At 60.4% G+C, this 20,487-nt stretch carries 13 protein-coding genes and 2 pseudogenes; 6 read left to right on the top strand and 9 right to left on the bottom strand.

Annotation, left to right across the window (positions count from 1 at the left end; genetic code table 11):
• Nucleotides 1-65: 65 nt before the first annotated feature.
• The 3 genes and pseudogenes from NIBR502772_RS11740 to NIBR502772_RS11730 all read left to right on the top strand — a co-directional run.
• Nucleotides 66-278, top strand: a pseudogene (locus NIBR502772_RS11740) (hypothetical protein); the annotation flags it as partial.
• Nucleotides 275-673, top strand: coding sequence for a carboxymuconolactone decarboxylase family protein (locus NIBR502772_RS11735; protein WP_210412283.1), 399 nt, complete (start codon nt 275-277; stop codon nt 671-673). The pseudogene NIBR502772_RS11740 and the gene NIBR502772_RS11735, both read left to right, overlap by 4 nt.
• A gap of 317 nt (nt 674-990) precedes the next feature.
• On the top strand, nt 991-3,582 hold the full coding sequence (locus NIBR502772_RS11730; RefSeq protein WP_168223531.1) for a LuxR C-terminal-related transcriptional regulator: 2,592 nt from the start codon (nt 991-993) through the stop codon (nt 3,580-3,582).
• A gap of 41 nt (nt 3,583-3,623) precedes the next feature.
• On the opposite strand, the gene NIBR502772_RS11725 is transcribed toward NIBR502772_RS11730, so the two are convergent.
• From NIBR502772_RS11725 to NIBR502772_RS11705, 5 genes are all read right to left on the bottom strand, one after another.
• Complete coding sequence (locus NIBR502772_RS11725; protein WP_141140316.1) at nt 3,624-4,442, bottom strand: hypothetical protein; 819 nt, start codon at nt 4,440-4,442, stop codon at nt 3,624-3,626.
• Between the two features lie 124 nt (nt 4,443-4,566).
• On the bottom strand, nt 4,567-6,897 hold the full coding sequence (locus NIBR502772_RS11720) for a hydantoinase B/oxoprolinase family protein (protein WP_141140315.1): 2,331 nt from the start codon (nt 6,895-6,897) through the stop codon (nt 4,567-4,569).
• A gap of 63 nt (nt 6,898-6,960) precedes the next feature.
• A complete protein-coding gene (locus tag NIBR502772_RS11715; protein ID WP_141140314.1) occupies nt 6,961-9,087 on the bottom strand; it encodes a hydantoinase/oxoprolinase family protein in 2,127 nt (708 codons plus the stop codon).
• Between the two features lie 15 nt (nt 9,088-9,102).
• Entirely contained in the window at nt 9,103-9,546 is a 444-nt protein-coding gene (locus NIBR502772_RS11710; protein WP_246848479.1) for an acetone carboxylase subunit gamma, read from the bottom strand.
• Nucleotides 9,547-9,601: 55 nt separating this feature from the next.
• Nucleotides 9,602-11,530: a hydantoinase/oxoprolinase family protein gene (locus NIBR502772_RS11705; protein WP_141140312.1), complete on the bottom strand. Its 1,929-nt coding sequence runs from the start codon at nt 11,528-11,530 to the stop codon at nt 9,602-9,604.
• Between the two features lie 265 nt (nt 11,531-11,795).
• Between NIBR502772_RS11705 and NIBR502772_RS22935 the strand changes: the two genes are divergently transcribed.
• The 3 genes and pseudogenes from NIBR502772_RS22935 (at nt 11,796) to NIBR502772_RS11695 (ending at nt 15,934) form a co-directional block, all read left to right on the top strand.
• A complete protein-coding gene (locus NIBR502772_RS22935; RefSeq protein ID WP_256370753.1) occupies nt 11,796-11,918 on the top strand; it encodes a hypothetical protein in 123 nt (40 codons plus the stop codon).
• 91 nt (nt 11,919-12,009) lie between these two features.
• Nucleotides 12,010-12,276: pseudogene (locus NIBR502772_RS11700) on the top strand (isocitrate lyase); the annotation flags it as partial.
• 1,840 nt (nt 12,277-14,116) lie between these two features.
• A complete protein-coding gene (locus tag NIBR502772_RS11695; RefSeq protein WP_141140311.1) occupies nt 14,117-15,934 on the top strand; it encodes a glycoside hydrolase family 15 protein in 1,818 nt (605 codons plus the stop codon).
• Between the two features lie 650 nt (nt 15,935-16,584).
• On the opposite strand, the gene NIBR502772_RS11690 is transcribed toward NIBR502772_RS11695, so the two are convergent.
• From NIBR502772_RS11690 to NIBR502772_RS11675, 4 genes are all read right to left on the bottom strand, one after another.
• The gene (locus tag NIBR502772_RS11690; RefSeq protein ID WP_141140310.1) at nt 16,585-16,896 is read right to left on the bottom strand and encodes a putative quinol monooxygenase; all 312 of its coding nucleotides are present in this window, start codon (nt 16,894-16,896) and stop codon (nt 16,585-16,587) included.
• Nucleotides 16,897-16,923: 27 nt separating this feature from the next.
• Nucleotides 16,924-17,835: an ABC transporter permease gene (locus NIBR502772_RS11685; protein WP_198011549.1), complete on the bottom strand. Its 912-nt coding sequence runs from the start codon at nt 17,833-17,835 to the stop codon at nt 16,924-16,926.
• A 120-nt stretch (nt 17,836-17,955) separates the two neighbouring features.
• Nucleotides 17,956-19,428 (bottom strand): sugar ABC transporter ATP-binding protein, encoded by a 1,473-nt coding sequence (locus tag NIBR502772_RS11680; RefSeq protein WP_210412282.1) that lies wholly within the window; start codon nt 19,426-19,428, stop codon nt 17,956-17,958.
• A 51-nt stretch (nt 19,429-19,479) separates the two neighbouring features.
• On the bottom strand, nt 19,480-20,436 hold the full coding sequence (locus tag NIBR502772_RS11675) for a substrate-binding domain-containing protein (protein WP_141140308.1): 957 nt from the start codon (nt 20,434-20,436) through the stop codon (nt 19,480-19,482).
• Between the last annotated feature and the right edge of the window lie 51 nt (nt 20,437-20,487).

Here is a 20,487-nt window from a genome sequence, read left to right as displayed (position 1 = left end):
CCACCTTGGAAGAAATCCGCGAGAAGACCCAAGCAGAGTTCACGGTTTCCCTGGACTCTGACCTGCACGAATTGGGCGCCACGGGCGTATCCCCGCACGTCATCGCCGCGATGCAGCTCACCGGGACCGCCGGCGACATGCAGCTGGCGAATCCGCGCCGGGCCGTCGTGCAGAACATGGGGGGCACGGGCATCACCAAATGCCTCAGCGTCCTCAAAGGTATCTGGCACGTCGGCCGGCCACTAAGCAGCCATCAAAAGAAGGATGCACATTGGTGACAGTTTCCGGAACACATCAGGAGAGCTACGACACGGGTTTAGGGATCCGCAACCATGTCATGGGTGCAGCCCATGTCGAATGCAGCCTTGGACAGACCAGCGACTTTTCCCAGCCAGTCCAGGACCTGGTCACCGAGTACGCGTGGGGAAAGGTATGGTCCAGGCCGGGGCTGGATCTGAAGACGCGAAGCATGCTGAATCTTGCGATGCTGACGGCACTCAACCGTCCCCACGAATTCGCAGGACATGTCCGCGGTGCAGTCAGAAACGGTGTGACCGAGCAGGAAATACAGGAAGTACTGTTGCAGACAATGATCTACTGTGGCGCGCCTGCTGCTCTTGAGTCTTTTCGCGTAGCGGAGACGGTCCTGAGGGAGATGCGGCAGCCGGACTGAATCCCGGCCGAACGACCAGAAGGTGACTGCGGTGTTTTTCAAACATTTGTTGCCATAGGATTTTAGAGGGTATACAGCGTTTCGGCGTACGTGGGCCCACAAGGAGGTGGCAGATGGCGGTAGTTCCGCCCGGTGCTTCAAGCAAGTTCCGCTCCCCGAAACCTGTCGGGAAATGGGTTCCCAGGACGCGCCTAACGGGTTTTCTCACCGCCGAGCCTAGTTGGCGCCTTGCCTTGATCCATGCACCGGCAGGCTTCGGAAAATCCACTCTGGCGGCCCAGTGGACGGAGGTCCTGTCCTCACAAGGACGCACGAGCGTGTGGCTCTCCCTGGACCGCGATGACAACAACACCGTATGGTTCTTGTCCCATTTACTGGAGGCCATCGGAAGGGCAAGGCCGGAGTTCGATGAGGACTTGCAGCAGCTGCTAGAAGAACGGCCCGATGACGCAGAACGGTATGTCATCCCGGCTCTTGTCAATGCCATTGATGAAGGCGGTGAGGACATAGTCGTCGTGTTGGATGACTGGCATCTGGTCACCGACAAGCGCACTCTTGCCGTCGTAGAACGCCTGTTGGACGCCGGAGGGGCGCATCTGTCCTTCATCATCACCAGCCGAACCCGCTCAGGGCTCCCGCTCGGGCGCCTTATGGTACGCGGCCAGCTGGTTGAGGTGGATGCCGTCTCGTTGCGGTTCGACCGGACGGAATCCCAATCATTTCTCGTAGACATCAACCGTCTGGACCTTGATGGAGACGACGTGGCCAGTCTCCATCGGACAACGGAAGGCTGGATTGCTGCCCTGCAACTGGTGTCCCTCTCTTTGCGCGATCATCGGGAGGCCTCGGACCTGATCGAACGCCTGTCCGGAGCGCATCAGTCGATTGGTGAGTATCTGGCGGAGAACGTTTTCAACACTCTGGAACCTGATGTGTTGAACTTCCTTCTGACCTCTTCTGTTCCGGAGCGGCTCTGCGCGGGACTCGCGTCCGCGCTGTCGGGTGTGGAACAGGGCCAAGCCATGCTCGAACAGGTCCAGGCCCAAGACTTGTTTTTGCAGCCGCTTGACGAGGACGGCACCTGGTACCGCTATCACCATCTTTTCGAGGACTATCTGCGACGACGCCTAGAGCGCGACTACCCGGGTCGTATCAAGGAGCTGCATCTGACGGCAGCGCGCTGGTATTCGGAGAACGGATTTCCAAGCGATGCCGTCGACCATGCATTGGCCGCACATGACGTGGATTTCGCCGTGCAAATCGTGGAGTCCCGTGCGATGTGGCTGGTGGAACATTCAAGTATGGCTACCTTGCTTGCACTCGTCGGCAAAATCCCGGCTGATCGTGTTGCTGGCCAGGCCCGGCTCCAGATGGCCATAGCGTGGGCAAACACGCTGCTTCACCTCGCCGCGGAAGCGCAGATCGCCCTCGATCAGGCCCGAGCGGTGATGTCCTCCGATGCGACATTAGGCGACGACGACCGCTTTGAACTCGAAGTTGAGAGCCTCGTGGTCCAGAGCTGCATTGATATGTACGGCGACGATGTGAGCCGAGTTGGAGCACTGGATGAAGAGTGCTTCGCCCAAGCGAGCAGGCTCCGACCTTGGATCGTTTCCGTCGGTGCGAATCTGTCGACGTTCAAAAAAATTCACGACGGCCAGTATGAACTTGCACTGGAACAGCAACTTTGGGCGAACAAGTTCCATAACCAAGTCTCGGGCCCATTCAGCAATGTCTACGGACACTGCTTTGCGGGTCTGGCAGCCTACGCTCTGCTCGACATGGATCAGGTCGAAAAGCAATTCGACATGGCCGTCGATCTGGGACGAAGCCATGCCGGACGACATTCGCACGCAGCCCGACTGGCCGGAGCAATGAAAGGCCAGCTACTTTACGAACGTGGCGCGCTAGACAAAGCTGAAAGGCTTCTTGAGGAAACACATGAGCTGGGATCAGAAGGCGGAGTCGTCGACTTCATGATTTCCACCTTTGCCACTCTCGCCAGAATCAAGGAACTTCGTGGAGACTCGTCTAAGGCTGCTGAGATACTCGATGAAGGCGACTCGGTAGCCGACAGCCTGGGACTTCCGAGGCTTAAACTCGTCATCAATCTTGAACGAGTGCATATGGGCCTCAGACCCAAGCCATTCCAACCGGGCCTCGCCCCGGGCGTTCCCGTAGTGCACGGTACTCCGGGACAACGGCTGGAAGGACTGTCCGAATCCAGCTACCAGATTTTCCTGGCTACCCAGATCCGTGCGGCGCTGGCCGATGCCGCGCCCGCTGTCGCAGCTACTCCAGAGCACCTCTCCGCCGTCGAGACAGCCCGTCTTCTGCTGGAAAGGGCCGCGGCCTACTTGGGCCCACGGTCGGAATTGCACGCCCGCCTACTGTTGTCCGCTGCGCTCCAGCAGGCAGGACTCCATTACGAGGCTGAAGAGACCGTCCTGCCGGCGCTCAACACATGTTGCAGGTTAGGCCTTGTCAGGCCAGTACTGGACGGCGGCGCCGCCTGCTCCGAACTGGTGCGCTCTGTCTCTGAAAAATTGAGGCTCGGCACGGTGAACTACGATTGCCACCCAGATCTCGGAGGGTTTCTCAGCCTCCTGATCCGGCTGGATTCAAATGCAGCCGTCAACCGCGGCAGTTCCCCTTCCCGAAGCGCAGCAGCACACTACAGCGGGTCGCCAATGCTGGCAGTTGCAGAGCCCGGTTTGTCAGAACGAGAACAGACTATTCTGCTCCTGGTTGACAAGGGCCGGTCCAATCGCGAGATCGCCCACGAACTTCACTTGGGGATTAACACGGTGAAGTGGTATCTCAAGAATCTGTTCAGCAGCCTTGGCGTCGGCGACCGCCAAGGCTGTGTCGACGAAGCGCGCCGCAGACATTTGCTGCGTTCAGATTGAACAGCGAAATTGCCATGCATGGGCCGGCAGGCTGCGGTCTGCTACCCGAGGGCGTCGAGGCGCAACAGCACGTCTTCCGGCCGTGCTGAACTTGGTATCTCGGCGAAGTAGAAGTCTGCTGGCGGGAGCTGTACGTCCGCATCCAGCCAAAACCTTCCGGGGATGTACGCGCCCACCGGAGTGTCGCCCTGCAACTGCACTTGTGCGTCGTCCAGTTGCCCCAAAGTCCATCGATAATTGCTGGTCACGTTGGCGATGGGCGTATAGGCCTCCAATGCGACGGGCACGCGTCGGCGCCCTTCGTCAGGCGTTCGGTTATCCAGCAAGAGACCGGCGACCGGCAGCGTCGCGAAGGAACGTAACCAGTCGCTGACGTACATCGACGCGTTCTCGGCGTCGTCCGCGGACAGGTCGCCGACGTCGTCAGCGCCCCCGAAGCGGTGTGTACTGATGAGCCACTCCATCGGCGAGGGGATACGCACGACCACCGGCTGACGGGACGTCTGCGCGAACACCGTGGCGAATTCAAGCACCGCCTTGTTTGTATCGTTGTCTGCCAACAAGGTCCGAAGCGCGTACCCCGTCCGGGATCTGGCTGCCATTGTCGTCTCCAGCCTGGTATTTCCGGCGGTCAGATGATCGTAGAGCCGCGTCAAGTCCAAAAGCGCTGCATCCGGCCTAAGAAGCCCTTGGGCCTGGGCGAAGAATGCCGCGTAGGCTGTGGCATTGTTCCAAGGCACATCGTTTCCGCGGAGTATTACGGAAGATGCGTAGTCGTGGTGGTCGAACAGCACGGCTTTTGGCCGACCCGACTGAGGAGCGGCAATAAGTGTGGCAGGAGTGGTGATGGTCTTGGTCATGGCGTCTCTCTCCAGAGATTTGTTGTTCCGCGCCTTCAGCGCCGCACCGTCCTGGAATGCGGAGGATACGGCGCTGAAGGCTTCTTGAATGGGTCGGGTACTGAATGAGGATTACGTTGGAGGGCTAAGACTTGCGCTGGATGAGTTCCCCGTGCTTCGTTTCCAGTTCGCGGATCCTCTCCTCCAACAGGCCGATCTTCACTTCCCGGCGGTCCGGAAGCATGATCAGCGGCAGCTTGTCCACTGTCGCCTTGACCCGTTCCGCGCCGTTGTTGGTGAAGTGCGTTGCTGTCAGCTCGTCGGTGTCGTCCCCCCAGGACCCGTAGTAGAGCAGGTCTTTCGGCGGCTCAGACTGCACGTAGCTCTCGAGGAACTCCTTATACGGCTTGCCCCGGGCGATGCGGGCACGCCGGGCATCCTGGCGCAGCTGAAGCGTTGCTTCTTCGTCCACCACGAAGGTCTCAGGATTCCAGACAACGCCGTAGATGCTCGTGGCAACATGCGCCGAAATGCGGCCGAGCTCCAGATCCTTGGCCACCGACTCCGGGTCGCGTTCCAAAACGTCACCGTAGCCGCCGCCGGAGCCCTGGGCGATCATGTACAGCTCGCCGTCCTTGGCGACGTCGAACTGAAGACCCATGTGGGCGGTGGTGTATTTCCCGCCTTCATAGGGCTGTTCGTTCATGATTCGTTCCATCGACAAATCGAACTGGCTGGAGTCCTTACGGATGATGTCGTAGATGTTGATGCCCTTGACCATGGCCAGCGGGTTGGTGCTGCAGCCGTAGCCGCCGAACATCCCTGTCACAGAGGAAAACTTGGAGCCCGACGTAACGGTCATGAAGCCCCACATCGGTGTTCCTTCGGCGGCAACGATCATCTCGTAGCCCATGCCGCCGCTGTTTTTCCCGAAGCCCTGGTTGTCGCGGACGATCCGCTTGCTGACAAGCTGCATGAAAGGAACCTCCTCTTCCATGACCTCCTGTTCAGCTGTGTCGGCCATGGCACAGAACAACGGGGAGACGGCATCTTCACCATCGCGGAACGCCTTGGCCCCGCCGCCCATGCCGTTGAGGTCCGCGCACAGGTTGCCCACCTGATCGCCGTGCTGGGTCAAGCCTCCCCACAGGAACGTGTTGATCTGGTTGAACCAGGGAGCCAGCACATTGGAGAACTTTTCCGGGTTGGAGAACTGCATCTTGGCAAACGCTGTCTGAAGGGCAGAGAATCCCCGGAAAGAGGCCTGCAGTGACTGCCCCATCGGCGCATCGTAACCGGCGTCGGCCCAAGTGTGTTCATCCGAGATGATATCGATGGGGGACATCGCCGAGGTGCACCTTGGCAGGTCCGGCCACCAGAACGCGAGGATCGCTTGCATCATCATCGATTTGACCGAACACAGCGGGGAGTTGATGGCCCGGTTAAGGATTTCCGGGCCGGTCCCGCGCAGGTCGACTGTCATGTTCTCGCCCTTGACCGTCACCTTGCAGGCGAACTTGATCAGTATGTTTTCTTTCAGCGTGGAGTCCATGAACTGGTTGAAGGTCACGGTTCCATCAGGAAGCTCGCTGATGCGGCGTTTGACTTCCTGCTCCACGTCTTCCACCGTCACTCGAAGGGCGGCCACGAATGTCTCGATCCCCACTTCGTCAATGATGCTGTCGACGCGTTCCTGGATTCGCTGGACTGCACCGATCTTGACCTTAATATCGGCCAGCTGCAGTTTGGGGTCGCGGACTGAGTGCTGCAGGAAGGTCAGCAGATCCCGGCGCAGTTCGCCCTTTTCAACAATCTTGAACGGCGACATCCGCAATCCGTCATCGAACGGTGTTTCGGAGCCGGACGGCATTCCGCCGGGCTCGCAGGCACCGTTCTCACCCTCGTGGATGGTCGCCGCGACCCACGCAATGATCTGCCCATCGCGCATGATCGGAGTAATCATCGACTGGTCGGTGTTGTGGACGTTCCCGTACCGGGCATCATTATGGATGAATCCGTCGCCGGGGTTGATCCCCACCGTCGGCTCGTCCTTCCAGTACTTCATGATGTACCGGATCGGGTGGTGCAGGATCGCGGAGAACGCGATGACTCCGTGGCAGGACAGATAGGTGACGTCCCCTTCTGCGGTGTAGATCGCCGTCGTCAGATCCCCCCACTTCGCACCGGGGGCGGCTCCCATGGCCTCGCACATTTCGTAGCCCTCATCCAGGGCACCGGCCAGCCGCTTCCGGATTCGGTCGACCTGGATGGGGTCCACACCCTTGGAGATGCACTCCTCTTCATAGGCCGAACGGGAGGTGATCTGGTGGCTGCGCATGATGGCCGGGTCGGGGCCGAGGAATAGGGTGGTGTCGTCCATGAACTGGTCCACCCACTGCTGCTCCTGGGCAGTCAGCGGCTGCGACTCGTCGTCGGCTCCTCCGGCGGTGCTGGTTTCATTTGCTGTAAGCGTCATTGCTGTCTGGCTCCTTCAATGGGAATAGCTGGAAGGTCGTGGTGAGGTTCGTGGGGCACGGTGTCAGTCTTTGAGGAACCACACGGCACCCTGGGACGTCGGTTCCAGGCGCCACGACGGCTCGACGAGGTAGGTGGTGTTTTCGGTAGTAACGATCGCCGGGCCGTGGATGACGTGCTGGTGGTGCAGCGCCTCGGCGTCGTAGACCGGCGTATCAACGGCTCCGTCGATTTTCACGAAGTGGACCTGCCTCGTGCCGATGGGGGACGGCATGGTCCGGTCCTGCCCGGAGTCGATTGAATCGAACTTGACCACGTCACCCTCCACGTAGGAGGACACACGAACAGTCTGTGCCCTGATGCCGGCCTCGGGTGCCTGGCTGCCGGCACCGTACCGCTGACCGTAGATGTCGGAGAACGTCCGGATGAGGTGAAGTACATCGGCGACGCCGTTGACCCGGTTGATGTCGAAGACGACTGCCGTGGTCACCAGCTGGTTGCCGTAACGCAGGTCCATCTCGAGGCTGTGACGGATGTCGTCAGAGTTGTAGCCCTGTCGGATCAGGTCTTCGCGGCCCTTGGCTTCGAGGTCCTGGATGACGCGGTTGAGCTCGTCGTAGCTCTTGTAGAGGCTACGGTCCGTGGGGTTGTAGAGGACCACATGTGAGCCCCGCTCGTGGATGTGGAGCGGCTTCATGTTGCCGGCTCCGCAGGCTGAGAAGACCGAGGAGAACGGTGGGGCGAGAATCTTGCGGATACCTGCGTGGTCGGCGATGCCGCACGCGTGCAGTGGACCGTTGCCGCCATAGGCCAGCATGGTGAAGTCTTCCGGGAGATATCCCCGCACGCGCAGTTCCTTCGACATGCCGATGGCCATTTGCTCGTCGACGGCGTTCTTGATGATCTTGGCAACCGCAACGGTGTCCATATTCAGTTCATCGGAGAGAGCTTCGTCAATAGCGTAGATGGAGCGCTTCTTGTTCAGCTTGATGTAGCCGTTGGCGTAGTTGTCCGGATCTAGGTATCCCAGGACCAGGTCAGCATCGGTGACCGTCGGGCGGAGTCCGCCACGGTCGTAACAGGCAGGACCGGGGTCAGAACCGGCGGATTCCGGCCCGATCTGCACCGAATGGTGGATTCGGTCATAGCTTGCTATCGAACCGCCTCCGGCGCCCAGGGTCAACAGGTGGATCATCGGAACGGAGACCAGCCAGCGTCCGATAGTCGGCTGGAAGTCGTAGTGCTTGACCCCTCCCTCGGGGACGAGCCCGATGTCGAAGGACGTGCCTCCCATGTCCGTGGAAATGACATTACCCAAACCCGTGCTGTCCGCCAGGTGCTGGGCAGCACCTACTCCTGCGATCGGTCCGGAGTGGATGGTCTGCAGTGCGTCGGTGGAATTCGACTGTGCCATGCCGCCTGAGTTGTGGATGACAAGCATGGGTTTGTCATATCCGGACCCGCGCAGGTTGTTGGACAGCTGCCCGAGTGCGTGGAACATGATCTCGTGCAGAAAGGCGTCAACAATGGTGGAGGTTGCCCGCACATATTCGCCTTTCCGGCCGGACACCTGGCTTCCCAGCAGAACGGGGATGGCCCCGAGTTCGTGGGCCGGGTACTCGTCCAGGATGATGTCCAGGATCTGCTGTTCGTGGACCGGATTTTCAGTCGAGTTGACCAATGAGACCACAATGGCTTCGGCACCGTTGTCCACGAGTTCGCGGACTTGAGTGCGGACGTCGTCTTCCATTAGGGAAACGACGATCTTGCCCGCCGAGTTGATTCGTTCTTTGACCGACCGGATCAGGCTCCGGGGCACTAGCGGATCCGGGCGGGTCGCGTCGGGCATGTTCTGCTGCTTGGAAGGGTCCAGACCTTCCCCGTAGCCGCGGCCGCGGGAGAGCGGGATGGTGTCCTCGAATCCGTGGGTTACCAGTGCCCCGACCCTCGGCCCCTTGCCTTCAATGAGTGCATTGGTGCCCAGGGTTGTGGCGTAGCGGACCGAATCGACTTCCGCAAGGACGAGATCACGGTCGAGCCCGGCTCGCGAGCAGGCAAGGTCGAGGGCTTCGTTGAAGCCTTGGGCCAGGTTGTGGTGGGTTGTCAGCGCCTTCGCTTCAACATACCGGCCGTCCCAGGCGAAGAAGCAGTCGGTAAATGTACCGCCGATGTCAACGGAAATTCGTTTCATGACCAGTGGTTTCCTTTAGCTGTGCGAATGAGGTGCGGACGGGGAGAGGCTGTTGTAGGAGCCAAGGGCCGGGCTGAAGTCGGCAACGGCCTCTTCACCGGGGCCGTAGTTGATGACGGACGCCGGATCGGTCCCGCGCTTGTCCCACTTTTCGCGGAGCGAGTCGATGTCCCAGAGCATGTCCACGGTCGGCGGGTGTCCTGGCGGCACATATTCCGTTTCAAGCTGCGTGGCGCAACCCGGGCAGTAGAATTCAAGGATCCGGCAGAAGGAGGGGTCCGGAGCAAACGTGAATTCGTACTTTTCCGGGTCCAGAATCGACTGGTGGATTTCCCTTGGGTCCCGGTCATAAACCAGGGTTCCCTCCTTGTAGTTGCCTCTCGCGTCCCCGAGATCATGGCTGCAGACCTTGCAGGTCCATCGCTCCGTGTCGAGATCGATGATCAGATATTCGGTCATTGGGATCCGCATAGCGTGTCTCACCTGTTCTTCGTTCAAAATAGTTGTGTGATGGTCAGTTCTGGATTGTGTCTGTGAGCATGAGGTCACCGGAAACAGTCACGTCAAACCTCCAGCCCTGCGGCACACGGGCCGTAAAGTAAGGGCCTTCAACGATGGCCGGGCCCGCGGCTGTTGCCCCCGGTACCTGGCCTTCCAGCCCGAATACCGGGACCTCGTCCACCGTGTTCACAGCGGAGCGGACCTTTCGGGTGGCGGTGGCGACGGCGGGTGTCTCGAGCGCGGATTCGGTCCGCCTGATCGACGCGTGCGGCAGTTCGAAGCGTGCCGTCAGGGCCAGCATGGTGTTGTGTTCGCTGGCGCCGGGCCGCGGATCGGATTCCAGGTGCGGGAGCTCCGAAATCAGCTGTCCTTCGGCGTCTTCAAGCACGATGCTCCATTCAAGCCGGCATTCGTCGATGCCATGGCCCTCCTGGAACATGTCCCGCGTCGCACGGGCCAGAAGCGTGTCTTTCGTTTCGCCGAACTCTGCGGCTCCCATTCCGGCCACGTTGGCCTCGTAGGTCTGTGCAATATCAGAAAAGCCGATTCCGAAGGCTGAAAAGACCGCAGCCATTCTTGGCACCAGTACTCGGCGAACGCCCGCGATCCGTGCGGCTCCGCAGGCACTCATCGGTCCGGCGCCTCCGAAGGCAGCAACCGTGGTGGCGTCTGCATCCTCGACGTCGGAGGCAAAGGACTGAGACAGGCGCTCGAAGTAGGCAGCCTCCATTCGAATCAGTGCCTCATTCACCGTTATGCCGAGCGGGTCTGCGATGACTTCGGTGATGACTGCCCGCGACCGCTCGGCGTCAAGGCTGAACCCTCCGTCGAGGTAGGTGTCCGGATCCAGGACCCCCAGGAGCAGGTTGACGTCGGTGATGGTTGCCTGCTTGCCGCCGAAGCCAAAGCATGCCGGGCCCGGTGCGGCCCCGACGCTCTCAGGGCCGACCGTGATGACGCCGTCGCGGAGGGCGATGACGGAGCTGCCTCCCACTCCGCTGGAGTGGACGTTGCTCATCTCAAAGGAGACAGGGACACCCTGGATGGATCCCCGGCGGTCCGTCGAGATGGTCGAGTTTTTCACCGAACCGACGTCAGTCGTTGTCCCGCCGACGTCGATCATGAGCACGTGTGCAAGTCCGTAGGCCTCGGAGAGCGCCTTGGTTCCTTCCAGCCCGCCCCGGGGACCGGAAGAATAGGTCTTCAACGCCACTGACTTAGCCACACGTGAGGAGGCCCCGTCGTTGCGGTAGATCAGGAGCGGGTTTTTGACCTTGTGATCCCGCAACCGGTGCTCGGCGCTGTACAGGAAGCGTTCCATGGTCGGGTGCAGGAACGAGTTGATGATTCCGGACCAAACGCGCCGCCCCCGGACGGCGTCGGGCGTGAATTCCCAAGAGAAAAGGATAGGCACTGACCCCAGCAAATGCCGGGGGAATTTTCGCAGCAGGATACCTTTGACGGCCTTTTCCTTTTCCCTGTCCGCCATGGCGATCACAAGTCTGGCCGCACCATCGGTCGTCAATCGATTAACGTGCTTGACGATTTCCTGCGATAACGCGTCCCCTCCTTGTTCGGAATTGATGACCGCTACGCGGGTCCCGACGAGTTCTTCGAACAGCTCCGCTGCCGCGTCGCCCTTGCGAAGTTCGTCGGCCAGGGCGGGGCTATCTGTGAGGATCCCGATCCGGGGTCCTTTACGCTCCACAAGCGCATTTGTACCTTGGGTGGTGGAGTACCGGATGTGACGCGTGGAGTGCAAGAGTCCCGGAAGATCTTCTTCACCGAAGATTTCCTTGGAAGCCTTGGCCATGCCGTCGAAGAGACATTGCGAGAGGTCGAAAGGCGTGGTGAGCGTCTTCGTGAACGAAAAACTTTCACCATCCCAGACACAAATATCGGTCAGCGTCCCACCGTTATCGATGTTAATGAGCCGTTCCATTTATACTCCTTTGTATGTTGAGGCGCGGAGACACGTGCTGCACATTCCTCACCGTTCGGCTGTGATTCCAGCCACAACGAGGACCGATCTCAGTCTCGCCCCACACATGGTGTGGCTGGCTACTACCTCCCCGGGTGGACTCTGCAGGCCACCCGGGTGGGCATTGATTTAGCACTAGTAAGTGCGGAGGAAGTGCAGAAAAGTATTGCCTACAGAAGCCCAGTCCCGTCCCCGCAAGGAAGCGGGACTGACCGATTCAGGATTCATGCGGAGCTCAATCAAGGAGATGCCTGCAGCATTCGAGCCCACCCAGCAGACGCCCGAAGAGCAGGCCGGCGAACTGGAGTTCGAGTGGGCCGCCACCCCCGGGAAGGGGTGTGACCCATGACTACAAGGCAACGGATGTCGTCCGCCTCCACGGCCGCGTCTCCGAAGAACCCACCCTCGCCCGGCCGCGGCTCCGAGAAGCTGTGGAAGCAACCTACAACGGCTCGCCGTCGTTCAACTGGCGCAAGCACCCGGACGACGCCACGATCGCCAAGTTCCAGCGTGAACTCGGCGCCATGGGCTTCACCTTCCAGTTCATCACCCTGGCCGGCTTCCACGCCCTGAACTACTCGATGTTCGACCTCGCCCACGGCTACGCCCGTGAAGGCATGAGCGCCTGCGTCGAGCTGCAGGAAAAGGAATTCGCCTCCGAATCCCGCGGCTACACCGCGACCAAGCACCAGCGCGAAGTCGGCACGTCCTGACCCTCCGGTCGCCGTAAATGCCGGCCACTGAAGATGCGCAAGGGGCTTCGAGGCCGGCCAAGGTACGAAAGCACATTCAGGAAGTCATGTCGAAAGCCGTCCTCCCAGTCATGGACAGGTATGACTGATCGACGGAAGGTCCGGATCCCACACACCTGAACTCTGTCGACGGCTCGTTCGCCTGCCGCAGATGCCCCAAAGACGTTCCCGCTGAACCCGGAACGTCCAATGACACTGTCGAACTGGGCCGCAAAGTCATGTCGCCGGAAACAGAGATCTTCTGTCAGAAGAACCAGGTGGAGGGGATCAAAGAGCAGGTCGAAAGCCGCCCGTGGACAAGGTCTGCACAATGTGCACACCCTCTTTGGCCGGACAAACACGCGATGAGCGCACCGTACCTGGCTCGCAGAAAGCAGCTATCCAAGGAAGATCGTCGAAGAGGATTCGGCTTGGTCATGTCGTCACCACAGCTCTTGGCCATGAATGAGTGAAGGCCAACACCTGGCCATCGGAAACAGCAAGAAAGGACGACCCATAACCCTAGATTGCAGCAGGCGGAGGGCCCACTAGCCAGGACCCTGACCCCGCCACCCACAGAACTTCACAGGCCACCGCGGCGCCAGGTAGAGACCGCGGACAGCGTCAGAGGTACCCGTGGAGGGTTTATGTCAACACATTAAAGCAAAAAACCCCTCTGACGAGGGGTCATGCTGTGCCCGAGGTGGGACTCGAACCGCATTCCAGCCCCTGCAAACAGTGGGCTCCCCCGGTAACAAACGGAATCCGGCCCGATCCGGCACTAGTACGGCCGAGTCCGACGCCCGGGGTGTGCACATTGTGCACACCCTTTTCTGACAGATTTTGAATAACCGACCGCGACTGCCGCGCCCCCGACAGGGGCGCGGCAACTCTGCGTTCTGCGCCCGAAGCATTCCGGAACGGAATTTCGGTATTTTCCTCGCGTCAGAGCTTTCATGGGCTATAGCGAGGGAACTTGCATGACCAGACGCAGGTAGCCAGACGGGCGGGGCGATGGCAGCTACCAGGGGTCAAGAAGGCCCGCAAGGAGGATGCCAACGCCCAACGCTGTATCCTCTTGGCCCATCGGACGAAGCTGCGGCGTGACTTGCCGGACGGCTCGTGCTTGGTTACCGGCAGAGGTGATGTGTCGAACAACCGGTATTCCGTCGCAGCGGGGACCTGGATGGTTCCGGTCGCCTCCGCTATCTCCCAGCCGAAACCGTGGTCGCCCCGGGAGAGATCCGGCCCGGCTTTGCGGTCATGGGTGCCGTAATGGGAAATTTCTTCCCAAGACTATATTTTGGTAGAAAATTTCGGTTATCATGAAGACTAACAGCACAGCGACATCCCGCTCGCATCCGTAAGTCGCAGTGCTGGAGTGCTTGGATGACGCGGCTCGGGTCAAACCCTACCCGTTCGAACACTATTGAAGGGAACACACGATGACTCGCGAAGAAGCCTTTGCACGTTGCCCCGCCGACTCCTACGTGGAGTTCTACGGCAACCAATGGCTCGTTATTCCGTTTGCACGCGTCGTGCAGCCGGAATTCTTCGACTGCACTCCCGGACTTCGACTTACCCATGCTTGAGACGCCCCACTACCGAAGATTCTCCCAGCAGCCACCGAGGTCAGTGGACTTCGTCCTCCGAGGCCTTGCTCTAACAGCTCGTCAGCGGTAGGAAACCAATGCTCGGCCTTCTATTCCTAGGGCCAGATGCTCGGCACGGTGGCCCAGACGGCGGCACATGGAGATCAAAGCGCTAGGGGAAGACAGGCCTATGTGGATTGCGGCCCGTCGTGATTTAGTGAAGCATGGCCGCACTAATAGAGGATTATGCGCTGCTTTCCGATCTTCACACCGGGCCTCTTGTTTCGCGGCGGGGCAGCGTTGACTGGCTGTGTTTCCCGCGTTTCGACTCGCCCGCGGTCTTTGCTGCCCTACTCGGGGGTGAGGAACATGGTCGATGGCTGTTGGCGCCGAGCGCGCCGGAGGCCGTGGTCATTGACCGCCACTACGTCGACTCGACGTTTGTACTCCAAACAACATGGCAGACCGATGCCGGCAAGGTCTTGGTGACGGACTTCATGCCGGTGGGTGACAACCGTTCGCGTCTTGTCCGTCGCATGACAGGACTCAGCGGGACGGTCCTCATGCGCCACGAGATTAGAATCCGACCCCAATACGCCACCGTGTTGCCTTGGGTGAGCCGGGTCCGTGATAGCGCGCCGGGTCAGGGTGCGGAGATTCTCCTGGCCATGTCGGGTCCGGACGCCCTGGCCCTCCGGGGAGAAGATCTTCCGATTGCGGAAGGTCACCGGCATGCCGGGGAAATTTGGGTTGCACAGGGGAAGAACGTGGACTTCGAACTGACATGGTTCCCCTCGCACGAGGATGTGCCCTCGGCCGTCAATGTCGATGCCGCCCTTGAACTGGCTGTGGCCTATTGGACCACCTGGGCAGGAAATTGCCGCGATGACGGCAAATACGGCAGTGCAGTGAAGCGTTCGCTGCTTGTGCTTCGTGCGCTCACCCACTACGAGACAGGCGGCATTGTCGCTGCGCCCACCACATCCCTACCGGAAGATTTTGGTGGGTCACGCAATTGGGACTACCGCTACTGTTGGCTGCGCGATGCCTCTTTGACGTTGGAGGCCATGTTGACACATGGCTATGAATCGGAGGCGCTGAAGTGGCGCAACTGGCTTTTACGTGCACTCGCGGGCGATCCGGAGGACCTGCAGATTATGTACGGCGTGGGGGGTGAGCGGGACCTGACGGAAAAGGAGCTCCCCCACCTTCCCGGATACCAGAATTCCAGGCCGGTGCGAATCGGGAACGCTGCCGTGTCCCAGTACCAGGCTGACGTGGTCGGTGAGGTGATGGTGGCACTTGAAAGGCTTCGGCTCGCCGGAGGCAAGGAAGACCACTTCTCCTGGGCACTCCAGCGTGCGCTGCTCGGATCCGTGGAAAATCACCTTGAGGACAAAGACTTCGGCCTGTGGGAAATGCGCGGCGATGCCCAGTACTTCACCCACTCCCGGGTGATGATGTGGGCCGCCTTTGACAGCGGAGTGCGGGCTGTTCGCGATCATGGCCTAGCTGGACCGGCAGAGCATTGGAAGCAACTCCGTGAGGGATTGGCCGCGGAAATCATGGATCTCGGATTCAACCGGGACCTCAACTCCTTCACCCAAACCTACGGCGGTCGGCAGACGGACGCTGCTCTGCTGGCCTTGCCGCAGGTTGGCTTCCTTGCCTACGACGATGAGCGCATGCTCGGTACGGTTGACCAGTTGGAAAAGGAGCTGCTCACTGCCGAGGGCCTGCTGATGCGCTACCGCACCGAAACAGGAGTAGACGGATTGGAACCGGGAGAACATGCGTTCCTCGCATGCTCCTTCTGGCTAGTAGAACAGTACGCGCGGTCAGGCCGCTGGGCCGACGCCAGGAACCTGATGGACGTGCTGGCCGGGCTCGCCAACGAGCTGGGCCTGCTCAGCGAAGAATATTCAATGAAGGAAAAGCGGATGGCGGGAAACTTTCCACAAGCCTTCTCCCATCTGACCCTAGTGCGAGCGGCAGACGCCATGCACGGCGTGGACCGCCTCAGCCTGCATCCCAAACATTGAGCTTCGGTCCTGTGCCGGCCGACGCAAGCCGGGTCCGTTACTGCAGGTACTTGAAGACGCCGTGGCTGTAGGCAATGAGGGGCAGGTCCACCGACGTGGCCGAGCATCAAAGGATGCTGGCTCCCACGCCTGGAAGTGTGCCGAAAGAAGGCGCGGGAGCCGCAGCCAAGGCATGTGAGATGGCACCTATGACGCGTCCTCCAGTCCTTGGGATTGGCGGCGAAATCTTGAGCATCCCATTTCTTCCCGTCCGGCAAAATCAACGCCCGCTTCCTGGCCGCCCTCTCCAGTAATTAGCTGACGAAAATGGACTTCGCGAAACCAGGATCATGCCGCCCGAGAGTAAGGCCAGGACCGGAATTGGAAGGTGCCGGCGCTGAGCCCTGGCTCCCTTCTAGGTGTTTGTACCGGCGCACTCCACAGCTCGGTCGGGCCTCACGGCGGTTCAACATCGCGCGCCGGGTCCAGTCACCGGCGGATACCGCGCCCTCTGATGGCCCGAGGCCCGGTCTAGTGAAACGACCATCTTGGGCGACTACCTCTATCCTGGCCGCGCGGTGAAGTAGCGATGTCGGCCTATGTTTCCTGACCAAGTAGTCCGTGATCTCGCGTGGACCGGGTACGGACCTAGCCTTACGCGTCGCTAGGAATCACAGGATTGCCTTCGACTTGTCACCGATCGGCACAGCAGTTAGCGGCCACACATTCGCGGGCTCTGCTAGAAGCGGTGCCAGCTCGGCGTTGAGGGCGGCGTTATCAGCCGTGGCAAGGTGCTGCTCCCAGAGCAAGCGACTCGACCAGCGCTCGATAACCATGAAGGAGTCTGGGCCCTCGTGGAGGGCGAATAGCTCGCATCCGGGTTCTTCCTGCACACCGGGCCAGTATTTGCGGCAAACGGCGAGGAGTTTTTCGCGATGTCCGTTTGCAGGGCTGAGGCTGACGACGACTACTAGTCCATTCATGATGTCCTTTGCTGGTGTAAGAACCGGTTAGGCGACGGATGTTCCGCGACGTAGGCGGTCGACAAAGACCGCTAGGAGGATGACCGCACCCATGATGATCTGCTGATAGAACGACTGCACGTTCAGCAAGGTCATTCCGTTTGAGAGCACAGCGATGAACAGCGCACCGACGAGAGTACCGATCAATGACCCCCTGCCACCCATCAGGGAGGTACCCCCGAGCACGATTGCTGCGATCGCGTTGAGTTCGTAGCCGCTTCCGAGATCAGGAACGGCGCTTTCAAGCCGTGCCGACACGATGACTCCCGCAATTCCGGCGCAGAGACCGGAAATGACGTAAACACTGAATATAATCCGTCGTACCGGGATGCCGCTCAGTCGGGCCGCCTCGGAATTGCCGCCGATCGCGTAGACCTGGCGGCCGAAGACAGTTCGCTCAAGTAGGAACCAGCCCAGGACGTACACCGCGATCAGGACGAGGGCTGCAATCGGGATGCCTAGGACTTGTCCCTGACCGATCCAGGAGAAGGTCACGTTTTCCGGAACGAGGGTGGTGCCGCCGGTGCCAACGTAGACAAATCCACGCAGGTAGGTGAGTGCGGCAAGCGTTACGATGAACGCTGGCAACGCAAATCGGGCAGTGAAAAGGCCGTTGATGGCGCCGATGACCGCGCCGGCGATAAGGGCGAGGCCGACCGCGATGAACCACGGCGCATCCGAGTTGGCCATGACGATGGAGACCATGGCCGTCACACCCAGTGCGGAACCGACAGAGAGATCGATCCCGCTCGTGAGGATGACGAATGTGCCCCCCGCGGCGAGGATGGCGATCGCCGCGACCTGACGGACGACTTCGATCAGGTTGTTGACGCTCCAGAAATACGGGGCGATCAATGCCATGACTATCACGAGCAAAACGAGCGCGGCGCTGATCCCCACGAGTCCGCTTCGGGAGAGGGCTGCGAGGACGATGCCTCGCCCCGGACGGACTCTGTCGAGCACTGGGGAGGGCGGCGATTGAAGCTGGGACATGGTCACGGTAACTGGTCTCCTAATGGTCTAAGCCTGGGTCGCTTGGGCGATCCCGAAAGCATGGTTCATGACGGCCTCTTCGGTAAGGCTCTGGGCGTCGATTTCTGCAACTAACCGGCCCTCGCGCATAACGTGTACGCGGCTGCTGAGTCCGATCAGCTCCGGCAGTTCGGACGAGATGACAAGGACCGCCACGCCCGCATGAGCGCACTCATTGATGATCTGGTAGATCTCCGCTTTGGCTCCGACATCGACCCCACGGGTGGGCTCGTCGAGAATCAGGACCTTGGGTTTGGTCTCCAGCCACTTCGCGAACAGCACTTTCTGCTGGTTGCCGCCGGAGAGTGTGGTCACCTCTTGGCCGAGTGAGGCCGACTTGATCCCCAACCGTTTCTGCGCTTTGCTGGCAACCCGCTTTACTGCTGCGGGCGTTACGACTCCAGCAGAGGAGATGTGACCGAGGCTCGCGAGCACGATATTGGCGGCGATCGATTGGTCAAGCACAAGCCCCTGCGTCTTCCTGCTCTCAGGGAGCAGCGCGATCCCGGCGCGTACCGCCGAGCCCGGCCCGGTCACGTTGACCGGGGACCCGTCGACCGAGACGGTGCCGGAACTTGCTCTGTCGGCTCCGAAGATGAGGCGCACGAACTCGCTCCGACCGGATCCGATCAAGCCTCCGATTCCCACAACCTCACCGGCCCGCACATCAAGATCAATCGGGCCGATGTCTTTTCCGTTGGTGAGTTGTTCAACCCGAAGAACGACTCTCCCAGGCTCCAGTCGCTCCGCGGTGAACAGCGAGTCGATCTTTCGGCCCACCATCCTGAGCACGATCGCATCCGGGGTTGCCTCGGCTTTCGGCATCGTTTCGACGAGCGATCCGTCGCGCATGATGCTGACGATATCGGCCAGGGCTTCGATCTCCTCCATTCGATGCGTGATGTAGATAACGGATGTGCCGTTTCGGCGAAGCTCGTCCACGATGCGCAGCAGCCGCTCAGTCTCAGCGGAGGACAGCGCGGACGTCGGCTCGTCGAGAATCAGGATTTTCGGTTTCTGCGCGAGGGCACGGGCGATCTCGATCTGCTGATGATCAGCGACGGTAAGTTCCTCCGCTCGCATCGTGACCGGGAAGGTCGCGCCGATGTGGGCGAGCTGCGCACGGGCGTTCTCCAAAGTCGCAGTTCGATCGAGGCCGCGGAACCGATTGCGGTTCTCCTGCCCCATTGCGAGGTTGTCGGCGACGGTCAGATTGGGCGCAATGAGGAGTTCTTGGTGGACGAGCGTAACTCCGGCCGTACGGGAAGACTTGACATCAAACGGTCCCATCTGGCCGTTGATCTCTACCGTGCCGTGATCGGGCTGATGGATACCTGCCAGCAGCTTCGTCAGCGTCGACTTGCCTGCGCCGTCCTCGCCCGCGAGCACGTGGACCTCACCCGAGCGGAAGTCAAGGTCGACATTTCTTACTACAGTTGTTCCGTCGAACGACTTTGTCACTCCCCGGAGGCGAGCAACCACTCGCGGGGCCAGCATGTCAGTCAAGGTCTCTCAGCCCCACGGCTTGTACTTGGCGACATTCGAGGCGTCGACGAGTTCCGTCGGAACGAGGATCACTTTCTGATCAGGCTCCTTGCCGTTCACGATCGAGATCCCAAGATCAATGGCCTGGCGCATGAGCGCTGCAGGGTCCTGCGCAGCAGTTGCGGTGATCAGACCCCCGGCAGCGATCGCGTCTGTGGCCGAGCTGGCACCGTCGACCGACGTGATGACGACTGATGCGCCCTTCTGTTCGGCCGCTAGCTGCACACCAACGGCGCTCGGGTCGTTGATAGCGAAGAAGCCGTCAAGATCGGGGTTTGCGGTCAGGATATCTGTGGCGATGGGCAATGCCGAGTCACGGCTGTTTTCACCCCGCTGGTCCGCCACGATCTTGATGTCGGGGTACTGACCGAGAATGCCTTTGCAGCCGGTGACGCGATCGTCAACGGCGGACACCGGCGTACCGTTCAGGATGGCTATTTTGCCTTTGCCGCCCAGCTTGTCGGCCAGGGAACGGCACGAGATCTCGCCTGCCTGTTTGTTGTCGGTGGTGATGTTGACGGTGGCATTCTTGGATTGGTTGTCAACGCCGATGACGGGGATGCCCGCACTGACGGCGCGTTTGACGGCCGGCCCGACGCCGTCGGTGTCGGCGGCGTCGATCACGATGAATTTGACCCCGGCAGTGATGAACTGGTCGATCTGGTTCGACTGGGTCTGCACGTCTTCATTGGCCACCTGAGAGAGGACCTCGGCGCCGACCGACTTGCCGTAGCTTTCGGCGGTCTTGGATTCCTGTTGGAAGAAGGGATTGGTGCTGTTGGCGACCGTCACTCCGATCTTCATCGGGCGGTCGCCGGCGGCGCCGGATGCCGTTGCGCATCCTGTGAGTCCGACCGATCCGAACACGCATACGGCCGCGATAACACTGACGTTGGCAATCATGTTTTTGCGGGTTGTTTTCACAGACTTGCTCCTAAGTTTTGTCCTGGAACTGCCTCACGGCTTCGTGTGGGT

Source organism: Pseudarthrobacter sp. NIBRBAC000502772 (assembly GCF_006517235.1).
GTDB lineage: Bacteria > Actinomycetota > Actinomycetes > Actinomycetales > Micrococcaceae > Arthrobacter.
This window is presented reverse-complemented; position numbering and strand designations above follow the sequence as displayed.

What these genes read in the sequence shown, in the direction of transcription:
- NIBR502772_RS11725 (WP_141140316.1), bottom strand. Translation starts at nt 4,442, where the DNA reads ATGACCAAGACCATCACCACTCCTGCCACACTTATTGCCGCTCCTCAG.
- NIBR502772_RS11720 (WP_141140315.1), bottom strand. Translation starts at nt 6,897, where the DNA reads ATGACGCTTACAGCAAATGAAACCAGCACCGCCGGAGGAGCCGACGAC.
- NIBR502772_RS11715 (WP_141140314.1), bottom strand. Translation starts at nt 9,087, where the DNA reads ATGAAACGAATTTCCGTTGACATCGGCGGTACATTTACCGACTGCTTC.
- NIBR502772_RS11710 (WP_246848479.1), bottom strand. Translation starts at nt 9,546, where the DNA reads ATGACCGAATATCTGATCATCGATCTCGACACGGAGCGATGGACCTGC.
- NIBR502772_RS11705 (WP_141140312.1), bottom strand. Translation starts at nt 11,530, where the DNA reads ATGGAACGGCTCATTAACATCGATAACGGTGGGACGCTGACCGATATT.
- NIBR502772_RS22935 (WP_256370753.1), top strand. Translation starts at nt 11,796, where the DNA reads ATGCGGAGCTCAATCAAGGAGATGCCTGCAGCATTCGAGCCCACCCAG.
- NIBR502772_RS11695 (WP_141140311.1), top strand. Translation starts at nt 14,117, where the DNA reads ATGGCCGCACTAATAGAGGATTATGCGCTGCTTTCCGATCTTCACACC.
- NIBR502772_RS11690 (WP_141140310.1), bottom strand. Translation starts at nt 16,896, where the DNA reads ATGAATGGACTAGTAGTCGTCGTCAGCCTCAGCCCTGCAAACGGACAT.